Here is a 22,551-nt window from a genome sequence, read left to right as displayed (position 1 = left end):
ATGGGCCAGAACGAACTTCAAACCGGATTAGATCAAAGGGGCAAGGTCACGCTGCATCCTCATAACCGCTGACAACCATGTCCAACGACCATGGAAGCCAGCACCAAGCGTCGCGAGGTCAGTCAAGTTCGTCCCAAAATTCTCTGTGGTCCCGAAGGCGCAAACCACGGCTCGGGAGATGGCCAAGGTTTGGGCCGCGAAATTCAACGACGACGTGGAGGACGCAGCATGACAACACTTTTCGACAATCCAACCGCCGCAACCACTGCCCGCTTTGACGGCGCCTATCGCGGCAGACGATTGAGTTGGGCGGAATTCTGGAAAATCCGACCGGATTTGAAGCAGGCCGACAACGATAACGAACGGCCAGCCGACAAGGCTGCCGCGTAGCGCTTTTAGGGAAGCCGCGGCTCCCCGTTGCTGGAGAGCCGCGACAACCCCCGCCCGGCCCGCCCAAAGGGCCTATTAGCAATTTCTAAAGCGCAGACGTGTGCAATGCAACAATTTTATTGCGCTGCACAATGATTTCTTAACCACGCCTCTTGCGGGGCGGCACTACCGGCTCTGGCGGCCGGTTCTTTAGCCTGGGGAACAAAGACCCGCATGATGGAACAGCAACTAGACCTGACGGGCCAACCGGCCGGATATTTCGGCGCGCGCCTTGGCAAAAGGATACCCTGGCAGGCGTTCGCCTCGCTCACTGGCCGCCCAATCCCGGACGGCGCCATCATGCGGCCACGGCAACCGCGGGCCGCCTCAGAGCCCCGACCAGTTGACCAATATTGGCTTGGCGGCCTGTGCCGCTTTGCGAAGCGCTACACGGATCCAACGCGCCATTGGAATGGCTGGAAACCGAAGCCTCTAGAACAGGCTTCGCTGCCGTTGCTGTTGCTTCTGTCGCCTTTGTCGGCCCGCGCGACGGCACGCCACTACATCGCGTCTGTGGCTGTGCTCGGGGCCACAATCAGGCCACCCATAGCGCCCCGCAGGCCGCTCGCCGAAGAGCATGTTGCAGGCCGCATCCAAGCGCGTCACGTGACTGCCGCGGATTGGTTCCAGATGGACATCGAGGCGAGCGCCAGCGCGCTTGTCGACGGCGTGCGCGTGCGCACCTCCACTGGCGCTATGGTGCCATCGGGCAGCCGGGATCCCGAAGCGCTATGGCCGGCCGAAGCCACCGCTGATCGGGCCATCCGCTTACGGAGCCGGTTCCGCACACTAGGACCGCTGGCCCGCGTCGTTTGGCGCGCGTTGAACGGAGCGGAAATGGCAGAGCTTGCCCCGGCGTGGCAGATACCTCAGAGACATAAGGCTGAGGCTGGCCGCATCCGACTGCGCGCTGGTTTGGAGCTTTGCGCCCGAATGGCGGAGCGGGATGTCGACATCTTACCGGAATGGGAGGTGATCGAGGTGGTGCGTGCTGCATGTTCGGAATGCGCCAAACTTGAAGCAACGCGAAGAATGCGCGTGCTGGCCCCGGCAAATGACAACAGAAGACGACTCATCGCTGCTTGATTTTGTTAGTGTTTCTGACTTCGCACGAGGGTCATTGCAGAGTTTTGCTATATTGTAATTATAGGAAGTAGTTCAGCGCTGCCCCCCAGGCGCGCCGCGCTTCGCCGGAACTGCGTTGCCAGCGCAACCGGCGCACCCGTCATTGGCTCAGTAGGCCAGGCGGAAACATTGCCGCCGCTTTCGTTGCGCATTCGGAAGCGGTGGCTTTTTATTTGCTCATCGCATGCGCGTTTCGCGCACCACACAAAAGGACAATCAAAAATGGCTAAGCTCGCCGCCGTACCGGCGGCTCTTGAAACCTATTGCGGATTTCCAACCGCTCGAACCCGTCAAGTCGATCGCCGCCTACTCGAGGAAGGACTCCTTGAGCCAGGTGCGCCGTTCGTGTCGGTTGAAATCAATGAGGCTGATTTCGCACTCCTGCTACTCGCCGTGGCATCCGGTGCTTCGGTGCCCCGAGTCGGCGACGTGACTGTCGAACTTGCCGATACAGTACCAAACGGGATCGACGTTGCCGTCATGCCAGAGAACATTCGACCGGCAAGGGTGACGGCGTTCGACATCCTGCACGGCCAGATTTGGAACGCAGCTAGGGATCCGGGTGCCATCGTATCCGACCTTGAGGTGGTCGAAACGTGGCCAGAGGTGGTGTTCCATCTGCCTGAAGGCGCCGCTCGATTCCAGCCAGTAGGAAGCGTGCCTGACCATTGGCAGGGCCACAAGCAGCGGCGATCGACGCGCATTCCTGGCTCAGCAATCGCGCTCGTCGCGAAGAACCTTTTTGGAGAAAAATGATGGCTTCCATTTTCAAGAAACCCGACGTCATCACTGGTAAGCCCTTCGTCATGCCTGAACTGGGCGATGTCGACCCGGAATTCGCAAAGCTCGAAGCACAGCTTCACGACCTCAACGCCAAGAAACGCGACATCATGCGCTTCGAAATCGAGGCGCAGCGACTCAAGCTCTCGCAATGGCTTTTGAGCAGCCTCAATCGCCGCGGCTACTTCGGCAGCGCGCCGGTCATATTCCGGTCGGATAGCAGCGATGAACGGGCGTTTAGCGATATCGCGCCGCTCACGGAGGCGCTGGCTGACTATGTCGATAGCCATACCAAGGTCGGCCACCAGCTTGCTCTGCTCTGAGGCCCGCTGGCGTCGACCGGTGACCGAGTCAGTTTCCTCTCCGAGGAGAGCAGCAACACCAGCCGAGAGGGTCGGGCCGCGCGTTTCGGCGAGTTCCTCGCGGATGATGATCGCCGTGCCGCCCGGCAGTATGACCAGGCGCCTTCGTCATATGGCGTGACCCCGAAGCTTCATTTCCATTTCGGCGCGCCGGATCGAAGCGGCTTTCGCCTGCCGAGCAAAAAATTGCATCGGATCGAAGCGGCTTTCGCCTGCCGAGCAAAAAATTGCATTGAGGGATGGAACCAGATATTTGGCTGGCGGTTTTATGCGCGGCGCCGCGCTCCCACCCCCCTCGAGGCGCCAGAAAACTTGGAAAGCCCGTTTCCGCCTAAGCCTTGGTGGGACGGGCTTTTCATTTGCCAATTCCTCACCGACCCCGTCCCAAACCACCGGATGAAGCGCGCCGGCCGGCGGCCCAGCGGCCAAAAGGCGGAACGACCGGTTCTGGCAGCGGAGGTTCGATCCGCTGCCAGAGATGTTTCAACCAGCTTATTTTACCGGGGATTTGTAGGAAGACGCGATTTTGCCCGCCTTCTCCTGGGCCGCCTTGAATTCCGCGCCCGTGTATGCTCGCACGGTTTTGACATTCGATACCGCTCCCGATGCGCCGACGACGAGAAGTGCGGGGATCAGGTCAGCACCGTCGTCGAATTCCGTAATTGCCATCCAGTCAGTTTCGCCCGTCGTGACGTAGAAAGAATGCAGTTTCCCGCCTGCTGCTTCAAAGATGGCACGGGCTGCCTTTTCTCGGTTCGATGGATTGTCAATCATTCCCATCGCTGCCGTGGCTGAATAGGAGCCTGTGACTATGAACGTTGGCATATGACATCCTCCCTCGATAATCGGGCAGATCGGATGATCTGCCGAATATTCAATAGCACATCTAGCCTTCTCGGCGGAAATCCGGCTGCGCTGCAGAGGCCGTTCGACTAGATAGCTGCTCGCTTTGCCGCCTAAAGAAATGTTCATGAAACGCGCCTAAAATACCCTTCTTGGGGAGCGTTTATCATTGCCCTACAAAGACACTCCGCGGCAGGATGCTTATCGCCTTGAGCGCGTCGACGGCAAATCGGTGGAAGGCATAGCCATCTTTTACACGACGGCCGAAGCGAACGAGGTCATCCGTCATCTGGACCGGCGCTACCGCTTAATGCTGGGCGACAGGCAGATATGGCCTTCCGCTGATGGCAATCGTTAGCGCGCTGTCACAAGCGGTCCGGCGGTCGAGGGCGGGGGGCTTGGGGTTCGGCCGCCGGGCCTAACCGGCAGGGGCTCGGAATCGGAACAGGGCAGGCATACTTCGGGTCGCGACTCTGGGCTCATCCAATTTGTGAATAGAGCAAGCCAAACACCCTAGTTTTGCCAAGTTGGCAGCGCCGCAAGCTGGCCTATAACCCCACCGGCCGGCGAACCTAACCCCGTTTTCCGGCTCGGCCCGGCGGCCAAACCCGCCACCCAGCCACGGTCGCCGGGCTGAACGTAGGCGAGCCCCAGGCGAGACTGAGATCACTGACAGCAGTTGCCCGAGATCTAATCGGCTGGATCGGCTGGAACGCGAGCGCGAGCGGGAAGCCTTGACGCGCTATTGCGGCCGAGCAACACCATGGATGCGCAGACGGTTAATGAAAGTGGGCTGGCGCTTGGCGCGATCGTGACGATGACCGGCGCCGTCGTTGGGACGAGTAGACTGCCGGACGGGCGCACCTCTTACCTCGTCCAGTTCGACCGCAAGGGCGTAGCGGCGCAGGACTGGTTCTTTGCGGAAGACGTGGCTGATCCTGGCTTTGACGACTGAATAGCCGGATACCAAAAAGCCCCGCTTCAGCGGGGTTGCAGCACAAACAACAAAAAAGCGGGCTCTCGCCCGCTTCCCTTCGTTGCCGAGACTCTGCGTGATGCCGGTACATTCATGGTCATCGCGCCGTCGATCGGCTCAAATTGCAGCGTGCGCCTTCGGGCGGAACCTCACCGACTATCTGAAGGGACGTTCCTCGCCAGCGGCGACTGCTGGCGGGTGTATGACAGTCAATGGTGTTTGAAACAAGGCGCCTCGGCTGGTGACGCCCCCCGCGGAGGACACTAACAGCGCCAATATACCGAACAGCCGTCGTCGTCGTCGTATTGACCCCCACTGCCTCCCTGCCCTGCTATCAATACTAGAAGCCCGACTATTGCCGAGGTAACGACGGCCAAGCCGATCTTTCCAGCGAGTTCACCCCGCCGTTGCCTGGCTGCTTCGCACGCGTCTGCAGCATCGCGCTCACGTCGATAAACAGGGTCGATCTGGTACCGCTCGCGCTCCTGCAGAACATCCATCCAGTGGGTTTGCATATACAGAGCCTGTTCCTCAGCCAGATATCTGTTCACAAGTCCGCGGGTACCATCTTCGCGAACATGATAGAGCGCCCACACGGGCTGTTCGGTATGAGGCGAAAGTTCTTTCTCGATCGCATAGCTTTCCAATTTGCACCTTACTCCTCGTGCGCCCTGTTACCGCTAGCGCGGGCTTCCATGCGCCATTTGTGCGCCAGAGAATCCCGGCTAACCTCAGGAAACTCGGAAATGCGGTAATTTTGGTAAATCTAGTGGCGCACAAAAAGCGCTCCAAAATTCGCCTAAGTTATTGAATTTATTGGTGAGCGCGATGGGATTCGAACCCATGACCTACTGATTAAAAGTCAGTTGCTCTACCGGCTGAGCTACGCGCTCCCGCGGGCTGGAAACGCCGCCCTCGAAATTGCGCGGAACATAGGGAGAGTGCCGCGACCGGTCAACCGGAAAAAGATGGCTTTCCTGCCGGAGTTTTGCGGGGTTTCCATAGGCGCGCGCCGCAGATGTTTTCGCCAAGGGGGAACCACGCCAGGCCGCAAGAAAAGGGCCAGGCCGCCGTCCACCAGTCATTTCAGAAGTCTCTACAATAACAAAGGGCTGCGATCGCGGCGGGAATTGTTGCAACCCTAGGCCGTTTCTCCCCCATAGGGACGTCCAACCCCTTTTCGAGGAGAAGATTGATGAACCGGATCGCATCGGGCCTGCTGGCAGCCGCCCTCTCGGCGTCGTTCGTCGCGGCGGAGATGGCGCCAGTCAACGCTCAGCCAGCTTATGTGCCACAACCCCAAGGGCTCTCGTCGGATGTCCAGACCGTGCAGTATCGGGATTGGAGAAGGCACCGCAGCTTCAACCGCAATTTCTCGCGTCGTGATGGCGCCGTCTGGTGGAACGGCCATCGCGGCTATCGTGAGTATCATCGCGGCTATCGCCGGCATGGCGATTATTGGTTTCCGCTGGCAGCCTTCGCCACCGGCGCGCTGATTACCGGCGCCATCATCAACAACCAGAACCGTATCTACCGCGGCGATGCGCACGTGCAGTGGTGCTATGACCACTATCGCTCGTACCGTGCTTCGGACAATACCTTCCAGCCCAATTACGGTCCGCGCCGTGAATGCATTTCGCCTTACTAACGGCTTCTAGCCAGTGCCCAGGGTCGTTGACCGAGCTCGCGCCGCGGCGCGAGCTTTCTTTTGAGAGTCAGGTAGCCCAGCTGATGCTTTTGAGAACCAGATACAGGCCTCCGCCTTCACCGCGCGGTGAGCGATAGGCCCCAAGCCCGTTGCAAATCCGGACCATCGCACCGGTCAGTTCCCAACCAAGTGCTTCGAGGTCATTGGCAGTGTCTATCACATAAGCCTGAGCCAGTTCGTCTATGCCCTTCTCCTCGCCGAACGACCGAACCAGTTTGGCGTCGCTGAGAAGGTCGCCCGGCAAATTTGAATTTGCCCAAGCCCAGAGCCAGTTGCCCGCCTTGGCGCTTGTAGAGCCGGCAATCTGTATTTCGGCGACGACCTTCACGACACCGTCTGCCAAAAAAGCAGCTTCCCGGTCGTCAAGTCGTAGTCGTAGCGCGACCAACTGCCGAGGCGGAATTCTTCCTGCAAGCGACCGTTCTTTTCGTTTAGCTGGTCGAACGCCTCATCGCGCCATGCTGGATACCAGTCCGGATGCTTCACGCCCTACCCTCAGCCTGGCCTGCCTGCTTATCTTATTGCACGCTTAGCGTGCGCCGCACAGCATCACGCCAGCCCGCGAGCTTCGCCAAGCGAGTGGCTCCATCCATGTCCGGCTTGAAGCGCTTATCGAGCGCCCAGGTCTTGGCGAAATCCTTCGCTTTCGGCCACACACCGGCTTCCGATCCGGCAAGCCAGGCCGCGCCCAGCGCGGTCGTCTCCAGGATCGTCGGACGGTCGACCGGCGCATCCAGAATGTCGGCGAGACGCTGCATGGTCCAGTCGGACGCCACCATGCCGCCGTCGACCCGAAGCACGGTTTTGGCGGAAGCGCCCTTCCAGTCCTTGCGCATGGCGTCGAGCAGGTCGCGCGTCTGGAAGGCGACGGATTCCAGCGCCGCGCGGGCGAATTCTGCGGGACCCGAATTGCGGGTAAGACCGAAGATGGCGCCGCGCGCATCCGCGTCCCAGTGCGGCGCGCCGAGCCCGACGAAGGCCGGCACCAGATAGACCTGTTGCGCCGGATCGGCCGTCGCCGCGAGCGCGCCGCTATGTTCAGCCTTGCCGATCACCTTGATGCCGTCGCGCAGCCACTGCACGGCAGCACCCGCGATGAAGATCGAACCCTCAAGCGCATAGGTGGTCTTGCCGTTCAGCCGGTAGGCGATCGTGGTCAAGAGCCGGTTCTTCGAACGCACTAGGTCGGCGCCGGTGTTGAGCAACGCGAAGCAGCCTGTGCCGTAGGTGGATTTCATCATGCCGGGCTCAAAACAGGCCTGGCCGATGGTCGCTGCATGCTGGTCGCCGGCGACGCCGAGGATCCGCATCTCGGCGCCGAACAGGCTCTTCTCGGTGACGCCGAAATCATCGGCGCAGTCCTTCACCTGCGGCAGGATCGCGGCGGGTATCTTCAGGATGGACAGCAGCTCGTCGTCCCAAACGTTCTTCTCGATGTTGTAGACCAGCGTCCGCGAGGCATTCGTGGCGTCGGTGGCATGCACCTTGCCGCCGGTCAGCCGCCAGATCAGGAAACTGTCGATGGTGCCGGCGAGCAATTCGCCCTTCTCGGCGCGCTTCCTCGCGCCTTTCACCTTCTCCAGCATCCAGGCGATCTTGGTGCCGGAGAAATAGGGATCGAGCAGCAGCCCGGTCTTGCGCGTGAATGTCTTCTCCAGCCCTTGCTTCTTCAATTTCTGGCAAAGCGGCGCTGTTCGCCGGTCCTGCCAGACGATGGCATTGTGGATCGGCTTGCCGGTCGCCTTGTCCCAAATGACGACGGTCTCGCGCTGGTTGGTGATGCCGATCGCGGCCACATCCGATGCCGCGCGGCCAGCGGCCTTCAGCGCCGCCTTCACCGTCGCGACCACGCTTGCCCAGATATCTTCCGGGTCATGCTCGACCCAGCCGGAAGCCGGATAATGCTGTGTGAATTCCTGCTGGCCGATGCCGGCGACCTTCATCCTGTCGTCGAACAGGATCGCCCTGGTCGATGTTGTCCCTTGATCGATGGCCAGCACAAAACCGCTCATTCCGTTCCCTCCACTCCTCATGCAACAGGGGAGACGGCAAAGCCGCCTCCCCCGCATTTCCTACATGGGCAAGCACGCCCACGTCATGCAGTTACTTCTGCCAGCTCTTCACCAGCTCGTCGTAGTTGACGGTGATCGGCTTGTCCTTCTCGTTCTCGACCTTGAGCTGCGGCGCAAGGTTGCCCTTCGAGACGGCGTCCTTGTTCCAGTAGTCGAGGTCGTGCTCCTCGGCCATCTTCGGGCCGATGTCGCCCTGCACGCCCGCCTTCTCGAGACGCTCGAGCACCTTCTCCTGGTCGCCGCAGAGCGAGTCCATCGCTTCTTGCGGGCTCTTGGCGCCGGAAGAAGCGTCGCCGATGTTCTGCCACCAGAGCTGCGCCAGCTTCGGATAATCCGGAACGTTGGTGCCGGTCGGGGTCCACTGCACGCGTGCCGGCGAACGGTAGAACTCGACGAGGCCGCCAAGTTTCGGAGCCCGTTCGGTGAAGCTCTTGTCGTGGATGGTGGAGTCGCGGATGAAGGTGAGACCGACATGGCTCTTCTTCACGTCGATCGTCTTCGACACCACGAACTGCGCATAGAGCCACGCGGCCTTGGCGCGATCGGTCGGGGTCGACTTCATCAGCGTCCAGGAACCCGCGTCCTGGTAGCCGAGCTTCATGCCGTCCTTCCAGTAGACGCCGTGCGGCGACGGCGCGACACGCCATTTCGGCGTGCCGTCCTCGTTGACCACCGGCAGGCCGGGCTTGGCCATATCAGCGGTGAAGGCGGTGTACCAGAAGATCTGCTGCGCGATCGTGCCTTGTGAGGGCACCGGGCCCGATTCGGAGAAGGTCATGCCCTGCGCTTCCGGCGGCGCATAGGCCTTCAGCCAGTCGAGATACTTCTGGATGGCGTAGACCGAGGCCGGACCGTTGGTGTCGCCGCCGCGGGCGACGCAGGAGCCGACGGGACGCGAATTCTCGTCGACCTTGATGCCCCATTCGTCGACCGGTTTGCCGTTCGGAATACCCTTGTCGCCATTGCCGGCCATGGACAGCCACGCGTCGGTGAAGCGCCAGCCCAGCGACGGATCCTTCTTGCCGTAGTCCATATGGCCGAAGACCTTCTTGCCGTCGATCTCGCGGCCGGTGAAGAAGGCGGCGATGTCCTCATAGGCCGACCAGTTGACCGGCACGCCGAGGTCGTATCCGTACTTGGCCTTGAAGTCCGCCTTGTTCTTCTCGTCGTTGAACCAGTCGTAGCGGAACCAGTAGAGGTTCGCGAACTGCTGGTCGGGCAGCTGGTAGAGCTTGCCGTCAGGCGCGGTGGTGAACGACTTGCCGATGAAGTCGTCGACATCGAGCATCGGATCGGTGACGTCCTTGCCTTCGCCCGCCATCCAGTCCGTCAGGTTGCGCACCTGCTGGTAACGCCAGTGCGTGCCGATCAGGTCGGAGTCGTTGACCCAGCCGTCATAAAGATTCTGGCCGGTCTGCATCTGGGTCTGGATCTTCTCGACGACGTCGCCCTCCTGGATCGTGTCGTGCGTGACCTTGATGCCGGTGATGGCGGAAAAGGCCGGCGCCAGCACCTGCGATTCATAGGAATGGGTGGCGATGGTTTCCGACACGACCTTGATGTCCATGCCGGCAAACGGCTTGGCTGCGTCGATGAACCACTGCATTTCCTTTTCCTGATCGGCGCGCGAAAGCGTCGACAGGTCGCCTATCTCCTTGTCCAGAAAGGCTTTTGCCTCGTCCATCCCGGCATAGGCATGGCCAGCCCCGAGCAATAGAACAAGGGCGGTCGTTGATGTTAGAAATTGCCTTCGCATGTGTCTCCTCCAGTCTTAGGTTTCAAGTGCGATCTGGAGTGGCCGCCAGCACGCGGCCGCTCCAACTATTTCCCCCTCTATACGTATCGGAATACGCCAATCGCGTAGACCACGGAGAGAGCGAGAGCCCACCACAGGTTGGGCCCAACGAGACCCAGCCAAGCGAGATGGATAAAGGCGCTGCCGAGCAGCGAAACGAAGAGGCGGTCGCCGCGCGTCGTCTCGAAGCGCAGCACGCCGACGCGCGGATTGCCGCCCGGCGAGACATATTCCCACACGCCCATGCCGCAAAGCATCAGCGCAATGACGATGAAGAAGGCGGCCGTCGGCCAGGTCCACGCCATCCAGGAGAAGTCGAGGTTCATGGATCACACCCTTCCCAGGGCGAAGCCCTTGGCGATATAGTTGCGGACGAACCAGATCACGAGCGCGCCGGGGATCAGCGTCAGCACGCCGGCCGCGGCCAGCAGCCCCCAGTCCATGCCGGCGGCAGAGACGGTGCGGGTCATGGTGGCGGCGATCGGCTTGGCATCGGTCGTCGTCAGCGTGCGGGCGATCAGGAGCTCCACCCATGAGAACATGAAGCAGAAGAAGCAGGCCACCCCGATGCCGCTTGCGATCAACGGCATGAAGATCTTTACGAAGAAGCGCGGGAAGGAGTAGCCGTCGATATAGGCGGTCTCGTCGATCTCCTTCGGCACCCCGGACATGAAGCCTTCCAGGATCCACACCGCCAGCGGCACATTGAACAGGCAGTGCGCCAGCGCCACCGCGATATGCGTGTCGATGAGCCCGAAGGCCGAATAGAGCTGGAAGAACGGCAGCGCGAACACCGCCGGCGGCGCCATGCGGTTGGTGAGCAGCCAGAAGAACAGGTGCTTGTCGCCGAGGAAGCGGTAACGCGAGAAGGCATAGGCCGCCGGCAACGCCACGGCCACCGAGATCACCATGTTCATCACCACATAGGTGATCGAATTGAGGTAGCCCGAATACCAGGACGCATCGGTAAAGATGATCTTGTAGTTGCGCAGCGTCGGCTCATGCGGAAAGAGCGTCAGCGAGGAGATGATCTCCTGGTTGGTCTTGAAGCTCATGTTGATGAGCCAGTAGATCGGCAGGAGCAGCACGATGATGTAGATCGTCGGCACGATCCACCACCAGCGCGATTCCTCGCCGCGGCGCCGCATCAACTTCGCCACTTCGTCCTGCGACAGCGTGCTGCCTACTTCGGTGACCGCCGTTTCGCTCACGCGTGTCGTTTCGTTTACGCCCGTCATCTCAGCGCTCCGCGTCGTAGTTGGTCATCACGGTGTAGAACACCCACGACAACAGCAGGATGATCAGGAAGTAGACCAGCGACATGGCGGCCGCCGGACCGAGATCGAACTGACCGAGCGCCGTCTTGACGAGGTCGATCGACAGGAAGGTGGTCGAGTTGCCGGGACCGCCGCCGGTGACGACGAAGGGCTCGGTGTAGATCATGAAGCTGTCCATGAAGCGCAGCAGAACCGCGATCAGCAGCACCCGCTGCATCTTCGGCAACTGGATGTAGCGGAACACTGCCCAGCGCGAGGCGCCGTCGATCTTGGCCGCCTGGTAGAAGGCGTCCGGGATCGAGACCAGGCCGGCATAGCACAGCAGCACGACAAGGCTCGTCCAGTGCCAGACATCCATGATGATGACGGTGACCCAGGCATCGAACGGATCCTGGACGTAGTTATAATCGATGCCGAACGCGTTGACGTAGTAGCCGAGCAGGCCGATGTCATTGCGGCCGAAGACCTGCCAGATCGTGCCGACGACGTTCCACGGGATGAGCAGCGGCAGCGCCATCAGCACCAGGCAGACCGGCACGCCCCAGCCCTTCTTCGGCATGTTAAGCGCAATGAAGATGCCGAGCGGCACCTCGATCGCCAGGATGATGAAGGAGAAGATCAGGTTGCGCACCATCGCTTCCCAGAAGCGGTCGGAGGCCAGCAGATCCTCGAACCACTCGGTGCCGGCCCAGAAGAAGACGTTGTTTCCGAACGTGTCCTGCACCGAATAGTTGACGACGGTCATCAGCGGGATGACGGCCGAGAACGCCACCAGCACCAACATCGGCAGGACAAGGAACCAGGCCTTGTTGTTCCAGGTCTTTTCCATCTATGCCCCCATCTCGACGCGCCATGAATCGGCATAGATGTTGATGCCGGCCGGATCGAAGCGGACCTTGGGTTCGGCCGGCACCTCGTCGTCCTCGCCGATAACGGCCGCGATTTCCCGGCCTTCCAGATTGGCGCGCACCACCTTGTGGCGGCCGACGTCCTCGACCTTGCTGACGGACACGGCCATCCCTTCGCGGCCGAGCCGCACATATTCGGGACGGATGCCGAGTTCGACGGGGCCGGCTTCGGCCTTGGGCGCGCCCGGCAGCTCGATGCGCTGCGCGCCGAGCATCGCCGTCTTGCCTTCAAGCGCAACCGGCAGCACGTTCATGCCCGGCGAGCCGATGAAATAGCCGACGAAGGTGTGGCGCGGCCGCTCGAACAGCTCGGCCGGCGTGCCGATCTGCACGATCTCGCCGTCATACATGACCACGACGCGGTCGGCGAAAGTCAGCGCTTCGGTCTGGTCGTGTGTGACATAGACCATGGTGTAGCCGAAGCGGCGGTGCAGCTGCTTGAGCTGCGAGCGCAGCACCCATTTCATATGCGGGTCGATGACGGTGAGCGGCTCGTCGAACAGGATGGCATTGACGTCCGAGCGAACCAGGCCGCGGCCGAGCGATATCTTCTGCTTCTGGTCGGCGGTCAGCCGGCGTGCCTTCCGGTTGGCCATCGCGGCGAGATCGATCATGTCGAGCGTCTCGCGCACCTTGCGGTCGACGTCCGCCTCCGGCACGCGGCGGTTGCGCAGCGGAAAGGCCAGATTGTCGTAGACCGTCATGGTGTCGTAAATGACCGGGAACTGGAACACCTGGGCGATGTTGCGTTCCTGCGTCGACAGCCGTGTCACGTCGCTGCCGTTGAAGAGCAGCTTGCCGTGTGAGGGGTGAAGCAGCCCCGAAATGATGTTGAGCAAAGTGGTCTTGCCGCAGCCCGACGGCCCGAGGAGTGCATAGGCGCCGCCATCCTCGAAGACGTGGTGCACTTCCTTCAGCGCGAAATCCGAATCCTTCTTCGGATTGGGCAGGTAGGAGTGGCGGATATGGTTGACGTCGATGCGTGCCATCTCTTCCTCCTCAAGCCGCCAGCTTCGACGCCGTCACGGCGCGGCCGTTCTGGTCGAACACCATGATGTGGCGTGGATCGATGAACACCTCGACCTCGTCGTCGGTCTCGAAATCGAGGATGCCGTGGGCGAGCATGACCCAGCGCGCATCCGCGAAGTCGAGATGGACGAAGCTTTCCGAGCCGGTGATCTCGGTGATGGTGACCTTGGCCCGCACCGGCACGGCGCTCGCGTTCGGACGCTCGAGCGACAGATGGTGCGGCTGGAAGCCGATCGTGTAGCTGGCATCCGGGATACTGAGCAGTTCCGGCGGCACCGGCAGTTTCACACCGCCTTCGAGCAGGAAATCCGATCCCTTCTTGGCGAGCACGATCGTGTTGAGCGGCGGGTCGGCGAAGGTCCTTGCCGTCACCAGATCGACCGGCTTGCGAAACACGTCGATGGTCGGACCGAATTGAGTGACGCGGCCTTCGGAAAGCGTCGCCGTATTGCCGCCGAGCAAGAGCGCTTCGTGCGGCTCGGTCGTGGCATAGACGAAGATGGTGCCGGCGGCGGCGAAAATCTTCGGCAGCTCGGCTCGCAATTCCTCGCGCAGCTTGTAGTCGAGATTGGCGAGCGGCTCGTCGAGCAGAACCAGGCTGGCATTCTTGACGATGGCGCGGGCAAGCGCCGTGCGCTGCTGCTGGCCGCCCGACAGGCTGAGCGGCGTGCGGTCGAGATAGGGCGTGAGCTTGAGAAGTGCGGCGGCGTTGCGCACCTCCTTGTCGATCCTGGCCTGTTCGACGCCGGCGACCCGAAGCGGTGAGGCGATGTTCTCGTAGACCGTCATCGCCGGATAGTTGATGAATTGCTGGTAGACCATGGCGACGTTGCGCTTCTGCACCGGCTGTCCGGTGACATCCTTGCCGTCGAACCAGACCGAGCCGGAGGTCGGCGCGTCGAGCCCGGCCATCAGCCGCATCAGGCTGGTCTTGCCGGAAAGCGTCGGCCCAAGGAGAACGTTCAGCGAGCCGTGCTGAAGCGTCAGCGACACGTCGCGGATATGCTCCTGCGCGCCGACCGTCTTCGTCACGTTCCTCAGTTCCAGCATCACGCCTCCTCCCAGGCCTTGCGCATTACCGGGCGGCCTTCATTCGGCCGCCGCGACGTGGCGCCGGCCACGCATGAATTCTTCCAAGGCAGCTGTCTGTTCGCGGCTGAATTGCAGGCCGCGCTTGGTTCTGCGCCACAGCACGTCCTCGGCGGTGAGCGCCCACTCGTTCTCTACCAGATAGCGCACCTCGGCCTCGTAAAGGTCGGCGCCGAAATTGCGGCCGAGATCGGCATTCGACTTGGCCAGCCCAAGCAGCTTCTGCGCACGCGTGCCGTAGAGTCGGGTGTATCTGCGCGCCAGCCGCTGGTCGAGGAACGGATAGGCACTTTTGAGCTTCGATACCTGCGCGTCGAACCCGGTCGCCGGGAAATCGCCGCCGGGCAGCGGCGCATTGGCGGTCCATGGCTTGCCGCGCTTGCCGAGAAAGCCCTCGATCTTCTCCATCATCGATTCCGCCAGCCGGCGGAACGTCGTGATCTTGCCGCCGAAGGCATTGAGCAAGGGGGCAGCTCCCTCCCCGCCATCGGCCTTCAGCACATAGTCGCGCGTCGCTTCCTGCGCCTTCGAGGCGCCGTCGTCATAGAGCGGGCGCACCGCCGAATAGGTCCAGACGATGTCCGAACGCTTGACCGGTTGGGCGAAATATTCGCTTGCCGCGGCGCAGAGATAGTCGATCTCGGCATCACTGATCTTCACGTCATGCGGGTCGCCCGGAAAGTCGCGGTCGGTGGTGCCGATAAGAGTGAACTCTTCCTCGTAAGGAATGGCGAAGATGATGCGCCCGTCCTTGTTCTGGAAGAAATAAGCGCGCGGATCGTCAAACTTCTTGCCGATGACGATATGGCTGCCCTGCACCAGGCGGACATTGTGCACGTCGTTTTGGCCGACCGTTTTTGCCAGCACCTGATCGACCCAGGGCCCTGCCGCGTTGACCAGAAGGCGGGCGCGGACTTCCTCGGTCTCGCCGGTCAGCACATTCTGGATCTTGATCGTCCACAGCGCGCGCTCGCGGCGCGCGCTGACCACCTTGGTGCGGGTGCGGATCACGGCGCCGCGGTCGGCCGCGTCGCGGGCATTGAGTGCCACCAGGCGGGCATCGTTGACCCAGCCGTCCGAATATTCGAAGGCCTTGCGGAACAACGGCTTAAGCGGCTTGCCGGCCGGGTCGGTGGCCATGTCCAGCGTCTTCGTCGCCGGCAGCAGCTTGCGCCCGCCGATATGGTCGTAGAGGAACAGCCCGAGCCTAATCAGCCAGGCCGGACGCAGGCCCTTGGCGTAGGGCAGCACGAAGCGCATTGGCCAGATGATATGCGGCGCGTTCTTCCACAGAACCTCGCGCTCCATCAGGGCTTCGCGCACCAGGCGGAATTCGTAGAACTCGAGATAGCGCAACCCGCCATGGATCAGCTTGGTCGAACCGGAGGACGTCCCGCTGGCGAGATCGTTCATCTCGGCGAGAAATACCGAAAATCCGCGGCCAACGGCGTCGCGGGCGATGCCGCAGCCATTGATGCCGCCACCTATGACGAAAATGTCATGGATCGGTGATGCGTCCACAGTTTCCTCCACGATTTCGCATTGCACCATTTTTGTGTTTCGCGAAACCGTGGCGGGATTATTTCGAACTCAATCCGAATGTCAAACGAAATATCACAGGCGCGTGAGAAGCCCGTGAAACGACCTTATCCGAGCGCTGTCTCGATCAAACGAACCTCCGCCTCCTCGCAGATCCGGCGTACCGAAGGGATGTCGCAACGATCGGTGATAAAAGTGTTGACCTGCGACAGATGGCCGATGCGAACCGGCGCCGTGCGCTCGAATTTGGTCTGGTCGGAAACGAGGATCACGTGGCGCGCATTAGCGATGATGGCCTGCGCCACCTTGACCTCGCGAAAATCGAAATCGAGCAGCGCGCCGTCATGGTCGATGGCCGAGGCGCCGATAACGGCGTAGTCGACCTTGAACTGGCGGATGAAATCGACCGCAGCCTCGCCGACGACGCCGCCGTCGGAACCGCGCACCACGCCGCCGGCGATCACCACCTCGATCGAAGGATAGATGCGCATCCTATTGGCAACGTTGATGTTATTGGTGATGACCATAAGCCCGTTATGGTCGAGCAGCGCCTTCGAGACAGCCTCCGTCGTGGTGCCGATATTTATGAACAGCGAGGCGTTGTCGGGGATCAGCCTGGCCGCAGCGCGGCCGATCGCCTCCTTCTCCTCGGCGGCGATCTTGCGCCGCGCCTCGTATTCCATGTTCTCGATGCCGGAGGGAAACAGCGCCCCGCCATGGATGCGCGTCAGCAGCCGCTGGTCGCAGAGGTCGTTGAGATCCTTGCGGATGGTCTGCGGCGTCACGCTGAAATGTGTCGCCAGGTCGTCGACCAGCACCCGGCCGTGGTCCTTCGCCATCTGGATGATCTCTGCATGGCGCGGCGAAAGAAACATCGGCAGTCCTCCCGTTTTCGTTTTTCCTGCCTATATCGGAAAACGAAAGCGATGAAAAGGCATAAGCCGGCTAACGAAATCCATGTGACTGCAAAGCCAAACCGACCCGCAGCCGGCTGACAACCTTATGCAAGCTGTCGCGCGATCTCGGTGAAGACATCGAAAGCCATGTCGACATCGGCAGCCGTCGATTCGAACTGCCCCGCCTGGAAGCGGATCGCCACCCGCCCGTCGACGCGGGTCTGCGTCAGATAGATGCGGCCGTCGGTGTTGATGGCATCGACCAGTCGCAGATTGTGCTCGTCCGGGTCGGCGTCCGCCGGGGCGCGATGGCGGAAGGAAAACAGCGACAGCATCGGCTCGGTGACGAGCTCGAAGTCGCCTTCCCTGGCCAGACGATCGGCAAGGCCTTCACTCCAGGCAACGTGGTTGCGGATCATCTTGCGCAGGCCTTCCAGCCCATGGGCGCGCAGCAGGAACCAGAGTTTTAGCGCCCGGAACCGCCGGCCGAGCGGCACCGACCATTCCGAATAGTTGATGATGCCGTCATGGCCCAGCGTTTTTAAAAACTCCGGCTTGATCGCCAGCGTGCGCACAAGGTCTTCCGGCTGGCGGACGAACTGGATCGAGCAGTCGAATTGCGCACCAAGCCATTTGTGCGGGTTGAAGACGATGGAATCGGCGCCTTCGACACCCGCCCAGAAATGCCGGTATTCCGGACAGATCATCGCCGATCCGGCCCAGGCGGCATCGACATGGAGATAGAGGCCGTGCCGCTTCGCCACCGCCACAACGGCGGCGATGTCGTCGGTGCCGCCCGTGCTGGTGCCGCCGACGCAGGCGATGATGCCCGCCGGCAGCAGGCCGGCCTCGCGATCGGCGACGATAGCCGCCTCGAGCGCCGCCGTGTCCATGGCGCGGAAACGGCCGGCCACCGGGACGCGCACCAGGTTTTCCTCGCCGATCCCCGCCACCCAGATCGCCCGGTCGATTGAGGTGTGGACCTGGTCGGAGGAATAGACGCGCAGTTTCACCTGCCCGGCGAGACCTTGTCTGTTCCCCTGCCAGCCGAGCGCGCGCTCGCGCATCGTGAGCACCGCGGCAAGCGTCGCCGACGAAGCCGAATCCTGGATGACGCCGGAGAATCCTTCGGGCAGGCCGAGCGCCTGGCGCATCCAGTCGACGATGCGCGTCTCGAGCTCGGTCGCCGCCGGCGAGGTCTGCCAAAGCATGCACTGCGCAGCCATCGCCGAGACGAGGTATTCCGCCACCACCGAAACCGGCGCCGCGTTGGCCGGAAAATAGGCGAAGAAGCGCGGATGCTGCCAATGCGTCATGCCGGGCACGATCTTCGTTTCGAAATCGGCGAAGATCTTTTCCATCGGCTCGGCCGTTTCAGGCGGAGAGGCCTCGATGCTCCTGAATATTTCGCCGGGCGCGATTGCCGGTCGCACCGGCCGGTCACGCAGGCCGGAACGGTAATCGACACCCCAATCGGCGGCGCGTCTCGACCAATCGCGAAATTCTTCGTTGTCCATGCATCCTCCCGGCAGCCGACCGAACGCTGGTCGTCGGCCTTTCAATTTTTGATTAACATGTTAAATACAGCGAGGCTACGCAAATCGGTCCACTACCCCGGAAAGTCCGGCAGGCTGGCGAAGGCCGTCTTCAGCGCGTTGGACCAGCCGTCTGAGATGGTGCGGTAATAGGGATCGTCCTGGCCGATCCGCTTCTTGAGAGCGACCTTGAGGGCATCCTTTTCGAGGAACAGCAGGTCGAGCGGCAGGCCGACCGACAGGTTCGACTTCAGCGTCGAGTCGAAGGAAACCAAAAGCAGCTTCACCGTCTCGGCCAGGCTCATCGCCCGGTCATATGCGCGGATGATGATCGGCTTGCCGTATTTCGTCTCGCCGATCTGGAAGAACGGCGTGTCGTCGGTCGATTCGATGAAATTGCCCTCGGGATAGATCATGAACAGCCGGGGCGGGCTGCCCTTGATCTGGCCGCCGAGGATGAAGGAAGCGTTGAAATAGGAATCGGCCTTGTCGCCGGCGGGCGAGGACTGCGCGATGACCTCTTTCACCGTATCGCCGACCAACCGCACCGTCTGGTACATGGACGGCGTTTCGAGCAGCTTCTCGTGGCGATCGCCGATTGCCTTGGTACGCTCGTCGAGCAGGCTGACCACGGCTTGCGTGGTGGCCAGATTGCCCGCCGACATCAGCACGATGACACGCTCGCCGGGCTGTTCCCAGACATGCATCTTCTTGAAGGTCGAGATCGAATCCATGCCGGCATTGGTGCGCGTGTCCGACATGAACACGAGCCCGCGATCGATCTTGAGGCCGACGCAATAGGTCATAGTTCTTCTTCTGGCAGCGAATCTTGGCCGAAATTACTGCTCGACCGTCACGGTGACGGCAAGCTTCTCTTCCGCCTGGCCGAGCAGAATTCCCGATACCGGCGAAGCATCGCGATAGTCGCGTCCCGTCGCCACCCTCACATAACGTTCGTCGGGAGAAATACCGTTCGCGGGGTCAAAGGCAACCCAGCCGAGGCCCGGAACATGCGCTTCCGCCCAGGCGTGGCTCGCCGCTTGCTCGACTGCAGCGTCCATCATCAGATAGCCGCTGACATAGCGTGCTGGAAAGCCCATGGCACGCGCCGCGGCGGCGAAGATGTGGCTGTGATCCTGGCAGACGCCGCTCTTCAGTGCCAGAGCCTCTTCGGCCGGCGTAACGACGCTGGTCGCGCCCGGCTTGTAGTCGACGCGCTCGCGGATCGTGCCCATCAGCCGGTGCAGTCGCTCGATATCGCTCCCCTCGCCCGCCGCGCCTGCCAATTCGCGAATGCCGTCGCCGACGGTCGTAAGCAGCGTTTGCTGGCCGAACAGCCAGAGCGGCGCGAAACCATGATGCGCGCCGGACACGCCGGCCGTGTCGCGCGTCGTCACCTCGCCCGCCGCCTCGACTATGATGGTGTGGTGGCCGCCTTCGGCGCTCACCAGTCGCGTGTCGTTGCCGAAATGGTCGGTGAAGCGCACTTCCTCGCGCGCGCCATCAACCTTGATCGCCCAGGATGCGACCGTCTGTGTCGGTCCGTTCACCGGAAGCAGGCGCAACCGCTGCAGCAGATATTGCACCGGCGCATCGTAGCGGTACTCGGTCCGGTGTATGATCTTGAGCCGCATGGCGCCCGCCCCTTCAGCGCTCAGTAGAACCGGTAGTCCTGGGCGATCTCGTCGCCCAGCCTGGTGTTGTCGCGAATGAATTCGGCCAGGAACTCGTGCAGGCCGTGGTCGAAAATGTCCTTGATCGAGCCCTTCCTCAGCATGGCCTGGATCTTCTCGGCCGTAGCGTGACAGGCATGGCGCTCGCCATAGTCGTCGGCGAGAAATTTCAGATGCTCGCCGAGGAACCGGTAGCAGAAGGTGAGCGAGCGCGGCATGCGGACATTGAGGATCAGATAGTCGGCGATGTTGGTCGGCTTGTAGTCGGCGTCATAGACCCAGCGGTAGGAGCGGTGCGCCGACACCGAGCGCAGGATCGATTCCCATTGATAATTGTCGAGCGTCGAGCCCACCCAGGAGATCGAAGGCAGCAACACGTAGTATTTCACGTCGAGGATGCGCGCCGTGTTGTCGGCGCGCTCGACATAGGTGCCGAGCTGCGAGAAGTCGAAGATCTCGTTGCGCAGCATGGTGCCGTAGAACGAGCCGCGGATCAGCGCCGTCTCGCGCTTGATCGCGTCGAGCACCGTCGGCAGGTCGCGCTCGTCGATCGGCCTTGCCAGCATGCGCTTCAGCGACATCCAGGCTTCGTTGATGCTCTCCCAGGTCTCGCGCGTCAGCGCGGTGCGCACCATGCGCGCGTTGTTGCGCGCCGTCTCGATCGACGACATCGTGCTCGACGGATTGGAGGTGTCGCGCAGCAGGAAATCCGAGACGTTGGCGACGGTGTAGTCCTCGTATTTCTGGCTGAAGGCGACATCGGAACCGGCGCTGAGCAGCACCGAATTCCATTCCTCCGAAGCGTTCTGCGTGCGCGTCAGCGCCATGCGCAAGCCCGCATCGACCAGGCGCGCCATGTTTTCGGCCCGCTCGATATAGCGGTTCATCCAGTAGAGACCGTTGGCGGTGCGGCCAAGAAGCATGTCAGGCCCTTCGGGCTAGCGAATAGTGAGTAGTGAATAGTGAGTGGTGAATGGTGAATAGTTCAGCAATCGTGCTCGACGGCGCGTCATCTTCATAGGTTCAATCAATCCGGGCACCAGAACGTCTCCATTTCACTATTCACTATTCACTATTCACTATTCACCACCATTCAATCATCCAGCACCCATGTATCCTTCGTCCCCCCGCCCTGCGAGGAGTTGACCACCAGCGAGCCTTGCTTGAGTGCCACCCGGGTCAAGCCGCCGGGCACGATCTGGATGCGGTCGGAGACCAGCACATAAGGCCGAAGGTCGACATGGCGCGGCGATAGGCCCTTCTCGGTCAGGATCGGGCAGGTCGACAGCGCAAGCGTCGGCTGGGCGATGTAGTTCGTGGGCTTGGCCTGGAGTTTCTTGGCGAAGTCCTGGCATTCCTTCTTGGTCGCCGCCGGGCCGACCAGCATGCCGTAGCCGCCGGAGCCGTGCACTTCCTTGATGACGAGTTCGCCGATGTGCTCCAGCACATATTTCAGGCTGTCCGGCTCCGAGCAGCGCCAGGTCGGGATGTTGCCGAGGATCGCCTTGCGGCCGGTGTAGAACTCTACGATCTCGGGCATGTAGGAATAGATCGCCTTGTCGTCGGCAATGCCGGTGCCCGGCGCATTGGCGATGGTGATGTTGCCGGCGCGATAGACATCCATGATGCCCGGCACGCCGAGCGCGGAATCCGGCCGGAAGGTCAGCGGATCGAGGAAGGCATCGTCCACGCGCCGGTAGAGCACGTCGATCTGCTTGTAGCCTTCGGTGGTGCGCATCGTGACATGGCCATCGACGACGCGCAGATCCTGGCCCTCGACCAGTTGCACGCCCATCTGATCGGCGAGGAAGGCGTGCTCGAAATAGGCGGAGTTGTAGCTGCCCGGTGTCAGCACCGCGATGGTCGGCGCACCCTTGGTGCCCTGCGGACGCACAGCCGCCAGCGACTGGCGCAGCAGTTGCGGATAATTCTCGACCGGCCGCACCTTGATCTGCTGGAACAGCTCCGGGAAGAGCTGCATCATCGTCTCGCGGTTCTCCAGCATGTAGGAGACGCCGGAGGGCGTGCGGGCATTGTCTTCCAGAACGTAGAATTCGTTCTCGCTGATGCGCACGATATCGACGCCGATGATATGGGTGTAGACGCCGGCCGGTGGCTTCACACCGATCATCTCTGGCAGGAACGCTTCGTTCTTCGCCACCAGCTCCCTAGGAACGCGCCCGGCGCGCAGGATTTCCTGGCGGTGGTAGATATCGTCGAGAAAGGCGTTCAGCGCCTGCACGCGCTGCTCGATGCCCTGCGTCAGCCGGCGCCATTCCTGGCCGGAAATGATGCGCGGGACGATATCGAAAGGGATCAGCCGCTCGGAGGCTTCCTGCTCGCCATAGACGGCAAAGGTGATGCCGGTCTTGCGGAAGACGCGTTCGGCGTCCTGCATTTTCTGGGTGAGCCTGGCCGGATCCTGTTCCTTCAGCCAGCGATCGTAAGCCTGGTATGGTCTTCTCAATCCGGAGACTTCCGGAAGCATTTCGTCGAACGCTGCCAATCGCGTACT

At 61.7% G+C, this 22,551-nt stretch carries 25 protein-coding genes and 1 tRNA gene; 7 read left to right on the top strand and 19 right to left on the bottom strand.

Features of this window, described 5'->3' with window-relative positions; all coding sequences use genetic code 11:
- Positions 1 to 90: 90 nt before the first annotated feature.
- The 4 genes from AU465_RS13850 to AU465_RS13835 all read left to right on the top strand — a co-directional run bounded on the left by AU465_RS13850 (position 91) and on the right by AU465_RS13835 (position 2,657).
- The gene (locus AU465_RS13850; RefSeq protein ID WP_192248105.1) at positions 91 to 390 is read left to right on the top strand and encodes a hypothetical protein; all 300 of its coding nucleotides are present in this window, start codon (positions 91 to 93) and stop codon (positions 388 to 390) included.
- A 213-nt stretch (positions 391 to 603) separates the two neighbouring features.
- Positions 604 to 1,515, top strand: coding sequence for a hypothetical protein (locus tag AU465_RS13845; protein WP_192248102.1), 912 nt, complete (start codon positions 604 to 606; stop codon positions 1,513 to 1,515).
- Positions 1,516 to 1,776: 261 nt separating this feature from the next.
- Positions 1,777 to 2,310 carry a hypothetical protein gene (locus tag AU465_RS13840; RefSeq protein WP_192248099.1) on the top strand — a complete coding sequence of 178 codons (534 nt, stop codon included), beginning with the start codon at positions 1,777 to 1,779 and terminating at the stop codon, positions 2,308 to 2,310.
- Positions 2,310 to 2,657 carry a hypothetical protein gene (locus tag AU465_RS13835; protein WP_192248097.1) on the top strand — a complete coding sequence of 116 codons (348 nt, stop codon included), beginning with the start codon at positions 2,310 to 2,312 and terminating at the stop codon, positions 2,655 to 2,657. Before AU465_RS13840 ends, AU465_RS13835 begins: the two co-directional genes overlap by 1 nt.
- Before the next feature lie 531 nt (positions 2,658 to 3,188).
- On the opposite strand, the gene AU465_RS13830 is transcribed toward AU465_RS13835, so the two are convergent.
- Complete coding sequence (locus tag AU465_RS13830; RefSeq protein WP_246506081.1) at positions 3,189 to 3,668, bottom strand: GYD domain-containing protein; 480 nt, start codon at positions 3,666 to 3,668, stop codon at positions 3,189 to 3,191.
- A gap of 40 nt (positions 3,669 to 3,708) precedes the next feature.
- Here AU465_RS13830 and AU465_RS13825 point away from each other — a divergent pair, with 40 nt between their 5' ends.
- The gene (locus AU465_RS13825; RefSeq protein ID WP_192248094.1) at positions 3,709 to 3,897 is read left to right on the top strand and encodes a hypothetical protein; all 189 of its coding nucleotides are present in this window, start codon (positions 3,709 to 3,711) and stop codon (positions 3,895 to 3,897) included.
- A 405-nt stretch (positions 3,898 to 4,302) separates the two neighbouring features.
- Positions 4,303 to 4,494 (top strand): hypothetical protein, encoded by a 192-nt coding sequence (locus tag AU465_RS13820; RefSeq protein ID WP_192248091.1) that lies wholly within the window; start codon positions 4,303 to 4,305, stop codon positions 4,492 to 4,494.
- A gap of 284 nt (positions 4,495 to 4,778) precedes the next feature.
- On the opposite strand, the gene AU465_RS13815 is transcribed toward AU465_RS13820, so the two are convergent.
- Complete coding sequence (locus tag AU465_RS13815; RefSeq protein WP_192248088.1) at positions 4,779 to 5,162, bottom strand: hypothetical protein; 384 nt, start codon at positions 5,160 to 5,162, stop codon at positions 4,779 to 4,781.
- Between the two features lie 170 nt (positions 5,163 to 5,332).
- Positions 5,333 to 5,408: transfer RNA gene (locus AU465_RS13810), tRNA-Lys, on the bottom strand.
- 302 nt (positions 5,409 to 5,710) lie between these two features.
- Here AU465_RS13810 and AU465_RS13805 point away from each other — a divergent pair.
- The gene (locus tag AU465_RS13805; protein WP_192248085.1) at positions 5,711 to 6,163 is read left to right on the top strand and encodes a BA14K family protein; all 453 of its coding nucleotides are present in this window, start codon (positions 5,711 to 5,713) and stop codon (positions 6,161 to 6,163) included.
- Between the two features lie 67 nt (positions 6,164 to 6,230).
- Here the strand turns inward: AU465_RS13805 and AU465_RS13800 are convergent, their stop codons facing one another.
- The 16 genes from AU465_RS13800 to AU465_RS13730 form a co-directional block, all read right to left on the bottom strand.
- Positions 6,231 to 6,551 (bottom strand): DUF6882 domain-containing protein, encoded by a 321-nt coding sequence (locus AU465_RS13800; protein ID WP_246506080.1) that lies wholly within the window; start codon positions 6,549 to 6,551, stop codon positions 6,231 to 6,233.
- Positions 6,548 to 6,709, bottom strand: a complete 162-nt coding sequence (locus AU465_RS36530; RefSeq protein WP_246506079.1) for a DUF6882 domain-containing protein — start codon at positions 6,707 to 6,709, stop codon at positions 6,548 to 6,550. Before AU465_RS36530 ends, AU465_RS13800 begins: the two co-directional genes overlap by 4 nt.
- A 32-nt stretch (positions 6,710 to 6,741) precedes the next feature.
- On the bottom strand, positions 6,742 to 8,235 hold the full coding sequence (glpK, locus tag AU465_RS13795) for a glycerol kinase GlpK (RefSeq protein WP_192248082.1): 1,494 nt from the start codon (positions 8,233 to 8,235) through the stop codon (positions 6,742 to 6,744).
- 91 nt (positions 8,236 to 8,326) lie between these two features.
- A complete protein-coding gene (locus tag AU465_RS13790; RefSeq protein ID WP_192248079.1) occupies positions 8,327 to 10,051 on the bottom strand; it encodes an ABC transporter substrate-binding protein in 1,725 nt (574 codons plus the stop codon).
- Between the two features lie 77 nt (positions 10,052 to 10,128).
- Positions 10,129 to 10,416 carry a DUF2160 domain-containing protein gene (locus AU465_RS13785; protein ID WP_140750230.1) on the bottom strand — a complete coding sequence of 96 codons (288 nt, stop codon included), beginning with the start codon at positions 10,414 to 10,416 and terminating at the stop codon, positions 10,129 to 10,131.
- 3 nt (positions 10,417 to 10,419) lie between these two features.
- Positions 10,420 to 11,328 (bottom strand): carbohydrate ABC transporter permease, encoded by a 909-nt coding sequence (locus AU465_RS13780; RefSeq protein WP_192248076.1) that lies wholly within the window; start codon positions 11,326 to 11,328, stop codon positions 10,420 to 10,422.
- Between the two features lies 1 nt (position 11,329).
- On the bottom strand, positions 11,330 to 12,196 hold the full coding sequence (locus tag AU465_RS13775) for a carbohydrate ABC transporter permease (protein ID WP_192248073.1): 867 nt from the start codon (positions 12,194 to 12,196) through the stop codon (positions 11,330 to 11,332).
- The gene (locus AU465_RS13770; protein ID WP_192248070.1) at positions 12,197 to 13,264 is read right to left on the bottom strand and encodes an ABC transporter ATP-binding protein; all 1,068 of its coding nucleotides are present in this window, start codon (positions 13,262 to 13,264) and stop codon (positions 12,197 to 12,199) included.
- A gap of 10 nt (positions 13,265 to 13,274) precedes the next feature.
- Positions 13,275 to 14,354, bottom strand: coding sequence for an ABC transporter ATP-binding protein (locus AU465_RS13765; RefSeq protein WP_192248066.1), 1,080 nt, complete (start codon positions 14,352 to 14,354; stop codon positions 13,275 to 13,277).
- Positions 14,355 to 14,393: 39 nt separating this feature from the next.
- A complete protein-coding gene (gene glpD / locus AU465_RS13760) occupies positions 14,394 to 15,914 on the bottom strand; it encodes a glycerol-3-phosphate dehydrogenase (protein ID WP_192248062.1) in 1,521 nt (506 codons plus the stop codon).
- Between the two features lie 125 nt (positions 15,915 to 16,039).
- The gene (locus AU465_RS13755) at positions 16,040 to 16,807 is read right to left on the bottom strand and encodes a DeoR/GlpR family DNA-binding transcription regulator (protein ID WP_192248059.1); all 768 of its coding nucleotides are present in this window, start codon (positions 16,805 to 16,807) and stop codon (positions 16,040 to 16,042) included.
- 125 nt (positions 16,808 to 16,932) lie between these two features.
- On the bottom strand, positions 16,933 to 18,345 hold the full coding sequence (locus tag AU465_RS13750) for a pyridoxal phosphate-dependent decarboxylase family protein (RefSeq protein ID WP_192248056.1): 1,413 nt from the start codon (positions 18,343 to 18,345) through the stop codon (positions 16,933 to 16,935).
- A 92-nt stretch (positions 18,346 to 18,437) separates the two neighbouring features.
- The gene (locus AU465_RS13745) at positions 18,438 to 19,169 is read right to left on the bottom strand and encodes a proteasome-type protease (protein ID WP_192248052.1); all 732 of its coding nucleotides are present in this window, start codon (positions 19,167 to 19,169) and stop codon (positions 18,438 to 18,440) included.
- A 33-nt stretch (positions 19,170 to 19,202) separates the two neighbouring features.
- Positions 19,203 to 19,997 carry a transglutaminase family protein gene (locus AU465_RS13740; protein ID WP_192248048.1) on the bottom strand — a complete coding sequence of 265 codons (795 nt, stop codon included), beginning with the start codon at positions 19,995 to 19,997 and terminating at the stop codon, positions 19,203 to 19,205.
- 20 nt (positions 19,998 to 20,017) lie between these two features.
- Entirely contained in the window at positions 20,018 to 20,959 is a 942-nt protein-coding gene (locus AU465_RS13735; RefSeq protein WP_192248045.1) for an alpha-E domain-containing protein, read from the bottom strand.
- Between the two features lie 170 nt (positions 20,960 to 21,129).
- On the bottom strand, positions 21,130 to 22,542 hold the full coding sequence (locus tag AU465_RS13730) for a circularly permuted type 2 ATP-grasp protein (RefSeq protein WP_192248042.1): 1,413 nt from the start codon (positions 22,540 to 22,542) through the stop codon (positions 21,130 to 21,132).
- Positions 22,543 to 22,551: the final 9 nt, after the last annotated feature.

Origin of the sequence: Mesorhizobium silamurunense (assembly GCF_014843905.1) — a bacterium.
Classification (GTDB): Bacteria; Pseudomonadota; Alphaproteobacteria; order Rhizobiales; family Rhizobiaceae; genus Mesorhizobium; species Mesorhizobium silamurunense.
This window is presented reverse-complemented; position numbering and strand designations above follow the sequence as displayed.